We start from the raw sequence: 14,552 nt of genomic DNA on the forward strand, positions 1-14,552 counted from the left end.
CATGACCTCGACCATCGACGTCCGCCTGAACGTGGACTTCCCCGAATTCACTGTGAACGTCGATCTGTCCCTGCCGGGGCGCGGCGTCACGGCGCTGTATGGCCATTCCGGCTCCGGCAAGACCACCTGCCTGCGCTGCATCGCGGGGCTGGAAAAAGCCTCGACCGGCTTCATCTCGATCAACGGCGAGGTGTGGCAGGACAGCGCCAACGGCGTCTTCGTCCCGCCGCACAAACGCTCGCTGGGCTACGTGTTTCAGGAGGCCAGCCTGTTCCCGCACCTTACCGTCCGGGGCAATCTGGAATTCGGCCTCAAACGCATTCCGGCCCGGGAACGTCATGTGAATCTGGAACAGGCGACCACCCTGCTCGGCATCGATCACCTGCTCGCCCGTCAACCGGACAAGCTGTCCGGGGGCGAACGCCAACGGGTCGGTATCGCCCGAGCCCTGCTGACCAGCCCTCGGCTGCTGCTGCTCGATGAACCGTTGGCCGCGCTGGACGCCCGGCGCAAGGGCGAAATCCTGCCGTACCTGGAGCGCCTGCACGACGAGCTGGACATTCCGATGCTGTACGTCAGTCACTCGCAGGACGAAGTCGCTCGACTGGCGGATCATCTGGTGCTGCTCAGCGGTGGCCAGGCGCTGGCCAGCGGTCCCATTGCTGAAACCCTGGCGCGACTCGACCTGCCATTGGCAATGGGCGATGACGCGGGCGTGGTCATTGAGGGCGCGGTTGTGGCCTACGATGCCGCCTACGACCTGGTCACCGTCCGCCTTCCCCGTAGCGATCTCACGATCCGCGTGGCCCATTCCGTGCTGGAAATGAACAAACCCCTACGCCTCAAGGTGCAAGCGCGAGACGTCAGCCTGACCCTGCAAGCCGACGATCAGACCAGTATCCTCAATCGTCTGCCGGTCACCGTCATCAGCGAAGTGCCTGCCGACAACACGGCCCACGTGCTGGTCCGTCTGGACGCGTCGGGCACGCCGCTGCTGGCGCGCATCACGCGTTATTCGCGGGATCAGTTGCACTTGCACACGGGCCAGACGCTCTGGGCGCAGATCAAGTCGGTGGCCCTGCTGGCTTGAGCTGCGTCTGAGCCGTGCGCTGATCGCCGAAGCAAATAATCGGCACGACTGTGCAGCGGGAAGGTCAATGCAAAGACCAGCCCTCAGGATTGCCCTTCATGTCGGACGCTCTTACCCGCGAAGACCTGCCCAAAGACCTGCATTATGTCGATGACAGCCAGCCGGGCTTCACGCGCAAGATCCTGCGCGGCAAATTCGCCTATTTCGATACCGACGGCGAACGCATTAGCGACGAGGCGGAAATCAAGCGCATCAACGCGCTGGTGATCCCGCCCGCGTACGCCGACGTGTGGATCTGCGCAGACCCAAAAGGCCATCTACAAGCCACCGGCAAAGACGCACGAGGCCGCAAGCAATACCGCTATCACCCTCGTTGGCGCGAGATTCGCGACGAGAACAAGTACGCGCGCATGATCGCGTTCGGCAAGGCATTGCCCAAGGTGCGCAAGCAACTGGAGGCGCAACTGGCCGCTCCCGGCATGGGCCGCGAAAAAGTCATGGCGGCGGTGGTGTCGCTGCTGGACCAGACCCTGATCCGCATCGGCAACAGCCAATACGCCCGGGACAACAAGTCCTACGGGCTGACCACGCTGCGCAACAAACACGTGGATGTTCATGGCAGCAAAATCCTGTTCCAGTTTCGCGGCAAAAGTGGCGTTGAACACGAGGTCAGCGTCACGGACCGACGCTTGGCGAACATCATCAAGCGCTGCATGGAATTACCGGGGCAGAACCTTTTTCAATACCTGGACGAAGACGGCCAGCGCCACACCGTCAGTTCGTCGGACATCAATCGCTACCTCCACGACCTGACCGGCGCCGACTTCACGGCCAAGGATTACCGCACCTGGGCCGGCAGCGCCATGGCACTGACCACCCTGCGCAAACTGGACTGGGAGCCCGAGGCTGACGCGAAGAAACACATCGTCGCGATGGTCAAGGAAGTCGCCCGGCTGCTCGGCAACACCCCAGCGGTGTGCCGAAAATGCTACATCCACCCCGCCGTGCTGGAGGCCTTTGTCGTGGGCGAACTCGCCAAGCTGCCTCGTTCGCGTCAGCGCCAGGGTTTACGACTGGAAGAAGCCGCATTGGCCGGATTTCTCAAAGGCTTGCAGGCTGCCGAAGCCCTGCGTGACGTCACAGGAGACAAATCATGACCGCCCATACCCCCGGGGAAAAAATCAACGACCCTGACGCCAAACCCGCTGATGTGGCGGATGATCGCGACCGCACCCAGGAAACCCGCAAAGAGCAGCCCTTGACTGGAGGCGAGCACGACGACGCGGGCCATACCCCCAAAGTTCCTGATGCCCGGTAAGCTCTGCACCCAGACCGATTCGAATCACGCCAAGGCCCGCCCATGACCACAGCGCCACACCCTCCGCACGACGCCGACACCCGCCCCCCTGTTTCTTTCAAAGTCGCGCCGGATCAACCCGGCTTTGTCAGGGTGCGCGGCGCGCGCGAACACAACCTCAAGGACGTCGATGTGGACATCCCGAGGGATGCCTTGGTGGTGTTCACGGGGGTGTCGGGTTCGGGCAAATCCTCCTTGGCATTCTCGACGCTCTACGCGGAAGCCCAGCGCCGGTATTTCGAATCGGTGGCGCCCTATGCTCGCCGCCTGATCGACCAGGTGGGCGTACCCAACGTCGATTCCATCGAGGGCCTGCCGCCCGCCGTCGCCCTGCAACAGCAGCGGGGCACGCCCAGCACACGCTCGTCGGTGGGCAGCGTTACTACTTTGTCGAGCCTGATTCGCATGCTGTACTCGCGGGCCGGCCACTACCCGGACGGCCAGCCCATGCTGTACGCCGAGGACTTCTCGCCCAATCTGCCCCAAGGCGCCTGCCCCGAATGCCATGGTTTGGGCCGCGTGTATGAAGTGTCGGAAGCGCTGATGGTTCCGGACGACTCGCTGACCATTCGCCAGCGCGCCGTCGCCTCTTGGCCGCTCGCGTGGCAAGGGCAAAATCAGCGCGACATCCTCGTGACCCTGGGCTATGACGTCGACATCCCTTGGCGCGACTTGCCGAAAAAACAGCGGGATTGGATTCTGTTCACTGAAGAGCAGCCGACCGCGCCGGTGTACGCCGGGCTCACCCCGGAAGAAACCCGCGTCGCCCTTAAACGCAAGCTGGAACCGAGTTATCAGGGCACGTTCATCGGCGCCCGCCGCTACGTGCTGCACACCTTCACCCACTCCCAAAGCGCGCTGATGAAGAGACGCGTGTCGCAGTTCATGCGCGGCAGCCCCTGCCCGCTCTGCGACGGCAAGCGCCTGAAACGTGAAGCCCTGTCGGTGACCTTCGCCGGTCTAGACATCGGCGAGCTGTCGCAAATGCCGCTCCTGCGCCTGGCCGACGTGTTGAAGCCGGTGGCGGATGGGTCGACCAAGGCCGATATGTCCATCGAAAAACGCCTTGCCGCCCAGCGCATCGCCCAAGACCTGTTGGCTCGCGTAACGACCCTCACCGACCTCGGCCTCGGTTATCTGGCACTGGAACGCAGCACGCCGACCCTGTCGTCCGGCGAGCTGCAACGCCTGCGCCTCGCCACGCAGCTCGGTTCGCAACTGTTTGGTGTGATTTACGTGCTGGACGAACCGTCCGCTGGCCTGCATCCCGCCGACAGTGAAGCCCTGTTCGCCGCGTTGCAGCAACTCAAAGCGTCGGGCAACTCTCTGTTCGTGGTCGAACACGACCTGGAAACCATGCGCCGCGCTGACTGGTTGATCGACGTCGGTCCTGCGGCGGGCGAACATGGCGGACGCGTGCTTTACAGTGGTCCTCCCGAAGGGCTTGCGCAGATCGAGGCGTCTCGCACCCGCCTGCACTTGTTCGCCGAACACAGCGACTTGCGCACTGACCGCCGCACACCCTCGAGTTGGCTGCGTCTCGAAGGCATCACCCGCAACAACCTCGACGACCTGAACGCGGATTTTCCGCTGGGGTGCTTCACGGCCGTGACCGGCATTTCCGGCTCTGGTAAATCAAGCCTGGTCAGTCAGGCATTGCTGGAACTGGTGGGCGCCGATCTGGGTCGTCCCACCGCCGCCAGCGATCAGGACGAACCGAGCCTCGAAGACGACGCCCCGCAATTCACCGGCGGGCGCATCGCCAGCGGGCTGGAAACGATCAAGCGCCTGGTGCAAGTGGACCAGAAACCCATCGGCCGCACTCCGCGCTCGAACCTCGCGACCTACACGGGACTGTTCGACAACGTGCGCAAACAGTTCGCCGCCACCGAGGACGCCAAAACAGCCGGCTACGATGCAGGACAGTTCTCTTTCAACGTCGCCAAAGGCCGTTGCGATGTGTGCGAAGGCGAAGGCTTCGTCAGCGTCGAATTGCTGTTCATGCCAAGCGTCTACGCGCCCTGCCCGACCTGCCACGGCGCCCGCTATAACCCGCAAACACTGGCCGTCAAATGGCAAGGCCTCAGCATCGCCGAGGTGCTGCAACTGACCGTCGATCAAGCCGTTGAGGTGTTCGCCGAGCAACCCACCGTCCTTCGCTCATTGACCGTGTTGCGGGACATCGGCCTTGGCTACCTGCGCCTCGGCCAACCCGCCACCGAACTCTCCGGCGGCGAGGCCCAACGCATCAAACTCGCCACAGAACTGCAACGCAACGCCCGTGGCGCCACCCTTTACGTCCTCGACGAACCCACCACCGGCCTGCACCCCAGCGACGTCGACCGCCTGCTCGTTCAACTGAACGCTCTGGTCGACAACGGTCACACCGTCATCGTCGTCGAACACGAAATGCGCGTCGTGGCCCAGAGCGACTGGGTCATCGACATTGGGCCTGGTGCAGGTGATCGAGGCGGAAAAATCGTGGCCAGCGGTACGCCGGAGAAAGTCGCCAAAGCAAAGGCAAGCCGGACCGCGCCGTTTTTGAGGAAGGTGTTAACCGGATTCTAACTTCACCTTGCTCCAAGACCGGGCCGCAAGCAGACTACGTCCGCTCAAATAAGGATCAATACATGAAAACAGGACTCGTAGTACTGCTGGCTGGCCTGATCGCAGGATGTGCGAACTACAGTGATCGGGGAACCGGCGAAGGTGGAAGGGAAACCGGGAAAAACGGCTACACCGTCCGGTGCGACGCCTCACCCCCGAATCAGCCTGGCTGCTATTCGCCACCGCCCTCCTGGTCATGGGGATTTCTGGACAAGTTCAAATTCGGAATTGGCGCGAAGTAAGGCGATGCCACACACAGTCAGGCACGAGCGCAACGTTGCGGTGACGCCACTCAGTAAGGATCAATGAATGCTGCAAGAACGAATCGCTGCACTGCGCCTCTCGAAACCCCTGCAAGGGGAAATCGATGACCTGGTGCGCGCACTTAACGCGGCGGATGGGAAAGAATCGGTCGAACGCGAGGGTGCAATGCAGATCGCGTTCATTCTCGCGCTGGAGAAAACGAAGAAACTGCGCCCAGCGGACATTGAGGCGCTCTACATGATGTTCGACGACGCGGTGCAGGAACGGCTGGCCAATCTGTAGGTTTCGCAGTGTCCGCTACGCGGTATTGAAATGGATGCCGAAGCGACGCTACAGCGCGTGGCCGATGACACAAAAGCACGAAACCACATTGAGGAGTGAGGTGCGTAAAATGCGGGATTGTCAGAGCGCTAAAATGACTCAGGCGCTTCGGAAGATTCCGTAAGCGCCTGATCTGGATGGTGCCCCGAGCCGGAGTCGAACCGGCACATCCTTTCGGACGACGGATTTTAAGTCCGGTGTGTCTACCAATTTCACCATCAGGGCGGTGTTGCAGTTTTCAGTCCGACCGCAGGCTTTGGAAGCAGGCTGGTCGACAAGAGGTGGGAATATATACATCCCTACCCTGTGAAGCAAGCGCGAAGCGTTGCAATAGGCGTGAAAAATGTAACTGTGGGCTCTGTGAAAAATCTCGATAAATCATGGGCCTGCGACATTCGCATCACAGATATTGCGAACATCAGGGCGATACGACCGCCCTCTTTACGGGTCGCTGCGGTGGCAACGCTGATGATGCTCCGTTTGCTGCCCACCGCTAAGCATATTGGCGAGATCGTCAGCTTCACCAGATAAAGCTGACAAGTGGGAGTGATTTGAATTGAAGCGGAACTCATTGACTGAACATTGCGCACAAAAAAACCCGCAAGACGTTGATCTTGCGGGTTTTATATGTGGAGGCCGAGGTCGGAATCGAACCGGCGTAAGCGGATTTGCAATCCGCGGCATAACCATTTTGCTACTCGGCCCCAAACGTCCAGCGCCCCTACAACTGACCCTGAACGCGTACAAACTGGAGCGGGAAACGAGACTCGAACTCGCGACCCCGACCTTGGCAAGGTCGTGCTCTACCAACTGAGCTATTCCCGCTTGGTGTGGGCGCCATTCTATAGATTCAAATGACCCCGTCAACCCCTTGATTTAAAAATACTTATTTTTGCTCTGTGGTAGTGCGCAGATGAGGCCACGCCGCTCTGAGGTACTGCACCATCGACCATAGGGTCAGCCCCGCCGCGACCATCAGCAACACATAACCCAACACGACCCAGAAGGTGAAAGCGGGTGGATTGGCCAGGAGAATCACCAACGCCAGCATCTGCGCGGCAGTTTTCCACTTGCCCAGATTAGACACAGCGACCTGAGCACGGGCGCCCAACTCGGCCATCCATTCACGCAACGCTGAAATCACGATCTCGCGACCGATGATCACGGCGGCAGGCAGCGTCAGCCAGAAATTGGCATGGGCCTGGACCAGCAGCACCAGCGCCACGGCCACCATCAACTTGTCCGCGACAGGATCGAGAAACGCGCCAAATGGCGTGCTTTGCTCCAGGCGCCGGGCGAGGTAGCCGTCCAGCCAGTCGGTGGCGGCCGCCAACGCGAAAACCGAACTGGCAGCGGTATAGCTCCAGTGATAAGGCAGATAAAACAGCAGAATGAAGATCGGAATCAGCAGGACACGTAATACGGTGATCAGATTAGGGATATTCATCGGCACAACTGGCTACGAGGTGAGCGGGCATTCTACTCGCTGTGCAGGCTGGCATAAATCGACTCTGCGAGCTTTTTACTGATTCCGGGTGCCTTGGCGATTTCTTCGATGCTGGCGCGGGACAATTCCTGCAACCCACCGAAGTGCTTGAGCAAGTCGCGACGTCGCGTCGGGCCCACGCCTGCCACGCCTTCGAGGGTGGACGTGCGGCGGGTCTTGCCACGCCGGGCGCGGTGGCCAGTGATGGCGAAGCGGTGGGCTTCGTCCCGGATCTGTTGAATCAGGTGCAGCGCAGGCGAATCGCCTTTCAGCGTGAATTCATGAGCAGCGTCGTTTAAATACAGGGTTTCGAAACCGGCCTTGCGGGTCGTTCCTTTTGCCACGCCGAGCAAAATGAGGTCCGGCACGGCGAGTTCATTGAGCACATCACGCGCCATGTTCAACTGGCCTTTACCACCGTCCACCAACAGGATGTCGGGGAGTTTGCCGGCACCGTCGTTGATTTTGCTGAAGCGTCGGGTCAGCGCCTGATGCATGGCGGCGTAGTCGTCGCCAGCCGTCACGCCTTCAATGTTGTAACGGCGGTAATCGGACTTGATCGGACCTTCCGGGCCGAACACCACACAGGACGCAACCGTCGCCTCACCGCTGGAATGGCTGATGTCGTAGCATTCGAGCCGCTGCGGTGGTTCATCCAGCTTGAGCACCTCGGCCAGCGCTTCGAAACGCGCCGCGACGTGCTGACGGTTGGCCAACCGCGCCGCCAATGCCTGTTCAGCGTTGGTCACGGCCAGTTGCTGCCAACGCGCCCGGGTGCCGCGCACCCGGTGGCTGATGGTGATTTCCTTGCCGCGAGAAGCATCGATGGCATCGATCAGCGCCGGGAAGTCGTCGTTGACCACGTTCACGATCACTTCGCTCGGCAACTCGCGTTCGCCGCCCCCAAGGAAATACTGGGCCAGGAATGCGGACATAACCTCCCCGACCTCCTCCTCGATCCCGACCTGAGGAAAGAAATTCTTGCTGCCCAACACGCGACCGGCACGGACGCTGATGAGATGAACACAGGCGCCGCCAGGGTTGACGAAAGCCGCGACCACGTCGACGTCGCCACTTCCGCCTTCCATGCTCTGCTGATCCTGAACCCGTCGCAGCAGGCCGATCTGATCCCGCAGTTCGGCGGCCTGCTCGAAATTCAGCGCCATTGCCGCCTTTTCCATGAGCATGTTCAACTCATCGGTCAACGCATTGCTGCGTCCTTCCAGAAACATCACCGAGTGACGTACGTCCTCGGCATACACCTCAGGTTCGACGAAATTGACGCACGGCGCTTTGCAGCGTTTGATCTGGTATTGCAGGCACGGACGGGTGCGGTTCTTGTAGAAGCTGTCCTCGCACTGACGCACGTGAAAGGTCTTTTGCAGAATGCTCAGGCTTTCACGGATCGCCCCTGCACTCGGGTAAGGCCCGAAATAACGGCCTTTGGCTTTTTTTGCCCCCCGATGGATGCTCAAACGTGGAAACTCGCCGTCTGACAGGTGCACGTAAGGGTAGGATTTGTCGTCGCGCAGCAAAATATTGTAGGGCGGCCGCGATTCCTTGATCAGCGTCTGCTCCAGCAACAGCGCCTCGGTCTCGTTGGCGGTGATGGTGGTTTCGACCGACGCGATGCGCGCGACGAGTGCGCCGGTCTTCGGCGCATGGCCGGTCTTGCGGAAATAACTGGCGAGGCGTTTTTTCAGGTTTTTGGCCTTGCCGACATAAAGAAGCCGCCCGTCGATATCGAACATGCGATAGACACCGGGACGGCCACTGCAGGTGGCAAGAAACGCGCTGGGATCGAACGGTTGGGTCATTTCAGGCGCTGGCATCGACCATGCCGTGACGAACGGCCAGCAAGGCCAGCTCGACGTCGCTGCCGATCGAAAGCTTCTCGAAAATGCGATACCGGTAGGTGTTGACGGTTTTCGGCGACAGACACAGCTTGTCCGAGATGGTTTGCACTTTCTGGCAACCGACGATCATCAGGGCAATCTGGATTTCGCGCTCGGACAACAGGTCGAACGGCGAATTGCTGGTCTGTGGCTGGAACGATTTGAGTGCCAGTTGCTGGGCGATCTGCGGGCTGATGTAGCGCTGCCCTGCGAAGACCAGCCGAATGGCCTGAACCATTTCAGTCAGGCCTGCACCTTTAGTCATGTAGCCCGCCGCGCCCGCTTGCAGCAGGCGTGTCGGAAACGGATCTTCTTCACAGACAGTGACCGCCACGACCTTGATGTCAGGGTGACTGCGCAGCATTTTGCGCGTGGCCTCAAGGCCGCCGATACCCGGCATCTTGACGTCCATGAGGACGACGTCGGGCTTGAGCTCTCGCGCCTTCTTCAAAGACTCTTCGCCGGAGTCGGCCTGGCCGACCACCTGCAGACCGTCGATGTCGGCAAGCATGCGTGTGATACCTGTCCGAACCAGATCATGGTCATCGACAACCAGCACCCTAATCAAGCAGACACCTCACAAAAAACAATTTATGGCGATTGCCCGCCACCTTAACAAAAAGAAAGCGCATGACCTAGGACGAAGCAGCGTTCGAACGGCCCTGACAGAGAATCGATAACGAGACCGACACGCTATCATCATCAGCCGGGAAACTTGCAAAAAATCTTGAGGCGCACGCTCACACGTGCAACGGAAGGTCAGTCTTCTTGCGGGGCGGATTTCTTTTCAACGGCGTAGGTCGCCTTGTATTCCGCCAACGCAGTCGTCAACCGGAGAATGGCATCCTGATCTTCCTTGACCAGTGTTCTGTAGCTGCCCAGCACCCACTCTTCAACCTCACTGAGGTTTTCGATCGGCACCGGGGTGGGCGAACCGGTCAACACATAGAGCACGTCTACACCTTTGGCAGCCACTGCCGCCAGGTAATCGGCTTTCGGCGTACGGTCACCGTTTTCGTACTTTCCTTGCGCATTGGGTTCGACACCACCAATTTCGCCGAACGCTCGTTGCGACAGCCCCAAGCGCTCGCGTTCTTCCCTAAGCCGGGCACCTATTCCACTCATTTGAATGCGTAACCTTGTTGACCCCATCCTTACGAATGGTAGAATCCAGATAAATTTGTACAGACTTGAACGGTTTTGAACTATGCCCGGAATACGCACCGCAGCACAAGCCAAGGCCTGGCTCGAAGAGCAAGGCAAATCTGTTCAAGAATTTGCCCGGGAAAATTGTGTGGACGCCGCCACGACCTATCAGATTCTTTCTGGCCGGAAAAAAGGCCGACGCGGAGAATCCCATAAGGTAGCGGTGCTGTTGGGGATGAAAATCGGGGTCATTCCGGACTCGGCTTCGTCCGCTGAACCCAAGATATGAGGTGCGCCGGGGCCGGCTTCACGCCTCCAGCACATACTCCATCCAATACAGTGCAGGCTCCTCTCCCACGTGGCGATAACCGAGGCGAAGGTACAGGCCCGACGCCGGATTGTTCTTGAACACTTTCAGCCGAACCCTCGCACACCCCCGCGCCCTGGCCAGTTGCAACACCCACACCATGACCCATTCCCCCACGCCTTCGCCGCGATAGACCTCGATCAGTTGAATGTCGCGGATATAAAGGTAATCACTCTCCAGGGTCAGACTGAGAAAGCCGATCGCCTTGCCCGCCTGCTCCACCACATAACTCTCTCGGTTGGGCCATTCCGTGTCGAAGGCTTCGGGCTGCCAGACCAGACCGTAGTGGCTGTAATAGTCACGCATGTTGACCCGCGTCAGCTCTCGTGCGAAGGCAAGCGTCTCATCGGTGGCGGGTGCTAGCCGACGCGGTTTCGCTGCCTGCATTACCGCACCGGGCGCCTCATTGGTAAGCATGGCTGTTCCTCCTGAGCGCCGTTTCTTCGATGATTGGTTCGCCGGGGCATTCTACGTGAAGCGTTCATCGCGCCCGTATACGCCAATCGTCAAAGGCTGCCCGAAATCGACACGATTGAAATTTCCAATTGAATAGACGCGCAACCCTGAAGTAAGCTCGGCGACATTCCACGGAGATACATCATGTTGCCATCCATTCATACATCGCTTCTGCGCACTGCCGACGTCTCGCGTCAGGTAGCGGGCATGGCGATGTGGGATGCAACGACGATCGCCTCCCCGGCTTCTTATTTTTATGGGTATTGGTTTAGCCACTGGCGCGCCTGATACCCAACCGGCGCCCACGAATCACGGGACGCCAACCAGAGATAACTCTACCCCCGGTCGGCCTCCCGACCGGGGGTTTTGTTTTTTAGCCCCTTTGGTTTTAGCCCGTTTGAACAACCGACCAACGCTTCGAATCGAGGAACACGACATGAACTACAGCACCTATTACCGCAACGACATCGACTTCGCCTGGCGATTTACCACCCTCCGTTCGGGACAGCCTGCCGCCTCCGATCGGTCACTGACAGGTGGCGCATCAACACTCACGGCCAGTACGGCCCTTTGTCGAACACCCCAGTAGGTCCGCGCGGGAAAATGCCCGCCGACCAGGAAGCCCGAACCATGAATTCGTCCGTCGCCGCAACACACCTGTCCGACCTGCCGTCCAGCCCTGTGACCCTGATCGACAGCCACCCTGCCCCACAACGGCTGCCCAGCACCCTGGCATTGAAAAACCAGTTGCCGCTGAGTTCGGCCCTCGCCGCCCAAGTGGCTGCTCATCGCCAATCGGTACGCGCCATCCTCAACGGCGAAGACACCCGCCTGCTGGTGGTCGTCGGCCCCTGCTCCATTCACGACCCGAAATCCGCGCTGGAATACGCTGAACGCCTGGCCAATCTTGCCACCGAGGTCAGCGACCAGATGCTGTTGGTGATGCGTGCATACGTGGAAAAGCCCCGCACCACCGTGGGCTGGAAAGGCCTCGCCTACGACCCGCATCTGGATGGCAGCGACGACATGGTCGCGGGCCTGACGCTGTCCCGTCATTTGATGCGCGAGATGATCAGTCTGGGTCTGCCGATTGCCACCGAGCTGCTGCAACCGATGGCCGCCGGTTACTCCGATGACCTGCTGAGCTGGGTCGCCATCGGCGCCCGCACCACCGAATCGCAGATCCACCGGGAAATGGCCAGCGGCCTGCACATGCCGGTGGGCTTCAAGAATGGCACCGACGGTGGCATCGCCGTGGCCTGTGACGCGATTCGTTCGGCGGCCCATGCCCATCGTCACTTTGGCATCGACCGCCACGGTCATCCGGCGATCATCGAGACCCAGGGCAACCCGGACACCCACATCGTGCTGCGCGGCGGGCATGCCGGCCCCAATTACGATCAAGCCAGCGTGACCTCGGTTAACGCCAGTCTGGACAAATACCGCATGGCGGCCCGGATCATGGTCGATTGCAGCCACGCCAACAGTGGCAAAGACCCGCTGCGTCAGCCCCACGTCTTCAACGACGTCCTGCAACAGCGGCTGGCAGGTGACCAAACGCTGATTGGCATGATGCTGGAGAGCCATCTTTTCGAGGGTTGCCAGCCACTGAGTGATTCGATGCGTTACGGCGTATCGGTCACCGACGGCTGCCTGGGCTGGGACGGCACGGAACGGCTGCTGCGTGACGCCGTGAACAAACTCCGTTACAGATAAGTAAGACGTGTGGGAAAGCTGGCTCGCATTCCGCGGCTGGCTTCCCATGACTGCGTCATCATCGACAGCACGCCGTTGTCGATTTCCAGAGCGATGCCGTAGGAAATGCAGGCGATGCCCGTGAGCCCTTTCGCTCCATCACCCGCTACCAGCAGCAAGCCCTTTGAATCCAGACTTCCGTTGCCCCGCTCACGCTCACACCAGCGCTACGCCGGTCGTGAAGACCGCAAAAGGTGGCACTCACTGCGTCATATGACTCGCTAACCTCGCTCGCCTCACTACCAGCAAGGGACTGCCCGTCATGAATGACACACCTATCACGACCAAATACCCGATCCTGTTGATCCACGGGCTGTTCGGGTTTGATCGTATCGGCACGTTCGACATGTTTCACGGGATCGTTCCCGCACTGGAGAACGCTGGCTGCCGTGTTCACGTGCCGGTGCTGTCCGGCACCCACGACAATGAAACCCGGGGCGAACAGCTTCTCGAACAGATCGACCGTTTCATGAACCGCACCGGCTATTTGAAAGCCAATCTGATCGGCCACAGCCAGGGCGCGTTAACGGCCCGTTACGCCGCCGCTGTCCGTCCGGACCGTGTGGCCTCAGTCACTTCTGTCTGTGGCCCGAACCATGGCTCCGAAGTCGCGGACTGGGTCCGGCGGGCGTTGACACCCGGTGCATTGCCGGAACAACAGGCCGCGCGACTGGTAAGAGGGTTTAGCTATTTTCTCTCGTTGCTGGGCGGCACCACTGATTTGCCGCGAGACCCGGTCCGCGCACTGGATGCATTGACAACCAACGGGGTCGAACAATTTAACCGCCGGTACCCTCAGGGCCTGCCAGATGAATGGGGTGGCGAGGGGCCTGAACGCGTGGACGGGGTGCACTACTACTCCTGGAGCGGATACCTGCGAGGCACGCTGTTGGACGAAGGGCAAAACGCATTCGACCCACTACACTTGGCACTGCGCAGCTATGCCCTGCTGTTTGAGCGCGAAGCCGAATACAACGACGGCCTCGTCGGTCGCTACAGTTCCCATTTGGGTAAAGTCATTCGTTCCGACTACCCACTCGATCATATGGACGCCATCAACCAGACGGCGGGATGGGTGCGCGGCGATATCGACCCCGTACAGCTTTACGTCGATCATGCAGGCTTGTTGTTTCGCAAAGGCTTGTAGTTTCCGTGACGGCTCACCCGCTCAGCCTGCGAGCCGGAACTTTCTCGGGAAAAGCGTCCCTTAATCCGGTAGGCTCGTTCCTTTTTTTGACAGGAGTACTTTCAAATGGCTAAAGCCACTGCCCGCCACATCCTTGTTTCCAGCGAAGCGAAATGCAACGAACTCAAGGCAGAAATCGAAAATGGCGCTGACTTTGCCGAAGTCGCAAAAGCCAATTCCAGCTGCCCTTCCAGCCGTCAGGGCGGCGACTTGGGTTCGTTCGGTCCCGGCCAGATGGTCAAGGAATTCGACACCGTGGTCTTCAGCGCGCCGGTGAATGTCGTTCAGGGTCCAGTGAAAACCCAGTTTGGCTATCACCTGCTGGAAGTGACCAGCCGTCAGGACTGATTCTGAAGGTTGTCTCTTCAAACGGCTCGCCTTCTAAAGCGGGCCGTTTGCGTTTTAAGCCCTCAAAAAAGATTCTTGCCTATTCCGGCAAAGAAATTGCTTCGTTTTGTCTGGTTCACGGTGGTACACAGGCTTGAGCCCCGGCCGCCCGCGCCGCACTGTAGAGATGTCATCAACCACAGGAATAGTGCGGTTACAAAGATCACAGCGTTGCGGTACCTTGCCACCGGAGGTAACGATTAAAAAACCACAGGACAGACAGCACCTTCCCGTC

General features: G+C 59.8%; 16 protein-coding genes and 3 tRNA genes. 10 read left to right on the top strand and 9 right to left on the bottom strand.

The genetic code is table 11. From position 1 onward, the window contains the following. Window position 1: 1 nt before the first annotated feature. The 5 genes from modC (at window position 2) to ACWKWE_RS04950 (ending at window position 5,600) form a co-directional block, all read left to right on the top strand. Window positions 2-1,090, top strand: coding sequence for a molybdenum ABC transporter ATP-binding protein (gene modC / locus ACWKWE_RS04930; protein ID WP_483849849.1), 1,089 nt, complete (start codon window positions 2-4; stop codon window positions 1,088-1,090). A gap of 98 nt (window positions 1,091-1,188) precedes the next feature. Then, entirely contained in the window at window positions 1,189-2,247 is a 1,059-nt protein-coding gene (locus tag ACWKWE_RS04935; protein WP_483849850.1) for a DNA topoisomerase IB, read from the top strand. Continuing rightward, on the top strand, window positions 2,244-2,408 hold the full coding sequence (locus ACWKWE_RS04940; protein ID WP_166594671.1) for a hypothetical protein: 165 nt from the start codon (window positions 2,244-2,246) through the stop codon (window positions 2,406-2,408). Before ACWKWE_RS04935 ends, ACWKWE_RS04940 begins: the two co-directional genes overlap by 4 nt. A gap of 42 nt (window positions 2,409-2,450) precedes the next feature. Further along, on the top strand, window positions 2,451-5,015 hold the full coding sequence (locus tag ACWKWE_RS04945) for an excinuclease ABC subunit UvrA (protein ID WP_483849851.1): 2,565 nt from the start codon (window positions 2,451-2,453) through the stop codon (window positions 5,013-5,015). Between the two features lie 351 nt (window positions 5,016-5,366). Further along, window positions 5,367-5,600: a hypothetical protein gene (locus ACWKWE_RS04950; protein ID WP_483849987.1), complete on the top strand. Its 234-nt coding sequence runs from the start codon at window positions 5,367-5,369 to the stop codon at window positions 5,598-5,600. Window positions 5,601-5,777: 177 nt separating this feature from the next. Here ACWKWE_RS04950 and ACWKWE_RS04955 read toward each other — a convergent pair. The 7 genes from ACWKWE_RS04955 to ACWKWE_RS04985 all read right to left on the bottom strand — a co-directional run bounded on the left by ACWKWE_RS04955 (window position 5,778) and on the right by ACWKWE_RS04985 (window position 10,145). Then, a tRNA-Leu gene (locus tag ACWKWE_RS04955) sits at window positions 5,778-5,864 on the bottom strand. Window positions 5,865-6,269: 405 nt separating this feature from the next. Further along, a tRNA-Cys gene (locus ACWKWE_RS04960) sits at window positions 6,270-6,343 on the bottom strand. 45 nt (window positions 6,344-6,388) lie between these two features. Next, window positions 6,389-6,464: transfer RNA gene (locus tag ACWKWE_RS04965), tRNA-Gly, on the bottom strand. 61 nt (window positions 6,465-6,525) lie between these two features. Then, window positions 6,526-7,086, bottom strand: coding sequence for a CDP-diacylglycerol--glycerol-3-phosphate 3-phosphatidyltransferase (pgsA, locus tag ACWKWE_RS04970; protein ID WP_166594725.1), 561 nt, complete (start codon window positions 7,084-7,086; stop codon window positions 6,526-6,528). 32 nt (window positions 7,087-7,118) lie between these two features. Further along, entirely contained in the window at window positions 7,119-8,942 is a 1,824-nt protein-coding gene (gene uvrC / locus ACWKWE_RS04975) for an excinuclease ABC subunit UvrC (RefSeq protein ID WP_483849988.1), read from the bottom strand. 1 nt (window position 8,943) lies between these two features. Then, window positions 8,944-9,588 carry a response regulator transcription factor GacA gene (gacA, locus tag ACWKWE_RS04980; RefSeq protein WP_341958204.1) on the bottom strand — a complete coding sequence of 215 codons (645 nt, stop codon included), beginning with the start codon at window positions 9,586-9,588 and terminating at the stop codon, window positions 8,944-8,946. 191 nt (window positions 9,589-9,779) lie between these two features. Then, window positions 9,780-10,145 carry a helix-turn-helix domain-containing protein gene (locus ACWKWE_RS04985; RefSeq protein WP_341958206.1) on the bottom strand — a complete coding sequence of 122 codons (366 nt, stop codon included), beginning with the start codon at window positions 10,143-10,145 and terminating at the stop codon, window positions 9,780-9,782. Between the two features lie 82 nt (window positions 10,146-10,227). On the opposite strand from ACWKWE_RS04985, the gene ACWKWE_RS04990 reads away from it, so the two are divergent. After that, complete coding sequence (locus tag ACWKWE_RS04990; protein ID WP_166594728.1) at window positions 10,228-10,455, top strand: DNA-binding protein; 228 nt, start codon at window positions 10,228-10,230, stop codon at window positions 10,453-10,455. Between the two features lie 18 nt (window positions 10,456-10,473). Here ACWKWE_RS04990 and ACWKWE_RS04995 read toward each other — a convergent pair whose 3' ends face one another. After that, the gene (locus tag ACWKWE_RS04995; RefSeq protein ID WP_483849852.1) at window positions 10,474-10,950 is read right to left on the bottom strand and encodes a GNAT family N-acetyltransferase; all 477 of its coding nucleotides are present in this window, start codon (window positions 10,948-10,950) and stop codon (window positions 10,474-10,476) included. Window positions 10,951-11,133: 183 nt separating this feature from the next. Between ACWKWE_RS04995 and ACWKWE_RS05000 the strand changes: the two genes are divergently transcribed. Together ACWKWE_RS05000 and ACWKWE_RS05005 are read left to right on the top strand one after the other, a co-directional pair. Continuing rightward, window positions 11,134-11,277, top strand: a complete 144-nt coding sequence (locus ACWKWE_RS05000) for a hypothetical protein (protein ID WP_166594730.1) — start codon at window positions 11,134-11,136, stop codon at window positions 11,275-11,277. Window positions 11,278-11,619: 342 nt separating this feature from the next. Continuing rightward, the gene (locus ACWKWE_RS05005) at window positions 11,620-12,705 is read left to right on the top strand and encodes a 3-deoxy-7-phosphoheptulonate synthase (protein WP_483849853.1); all 1,086 of its coding nucleotides are present in this window, start codon (window positions 11,620-11,622) and stop codon (window positions 12,703-12,705) included. Here the strand turns inward: ACWKWE_RS05005 and ACWKWE_RS05010 are convergent. Then, on the bottom strand, window positions 12,696-12,863 hold the full coding sequence (locus ACWKWE_RS05010; protein ID WP_483849854.1) for a hypothetical protein: 168 nt from the start codon (window positions 12,861-12,863) through the stop codon (window positions 12,696-12,698). The two genes, ACWKWE_RS05005 and ACWKWE_RS05010, sit on opposite strands and share 10 nt — an antisense overlap. Before the next feature lie 143 nt (window positions 12,864-13,006). Between ACWKWE_RS05010 and ACWKWE_RS05015 the strand changes: the two genes are divergently transcribed. Together ACWKWE_RS05015 and ACWKWE_RS05020 are read left to right on the top strand one after the other, a co-directional pair. After that, on the top strand, window positions 13,007-13,891 hold the full coding sequence (locus tag ACWKWE_RS05015; RefSeq protein ID WP_166594733.1) for a triacylglycerol lipase: 885 nt from the start codon (window positions 13,007-13,009) through the stop codon (window positions 13,889-13,891). A 105-nt stretch (window positions 13,892-13,996) separates the two neighbouring features. Next, complete coding sequence (locus ACWKWE_RS05020) at window positions 13,997-14,278, top strand: peptidylprolyl isomerase (protein ID WP_166594734.1); 282 nt, start codon at window positions 13,997-13,999, stop codon at window positions 14,276-14,278. Window positions 14,279-14,552 lie beyond the last annotated feature (274 nt).

Source organism: Pseudomonas salicis (assembly GCF_057128705.1).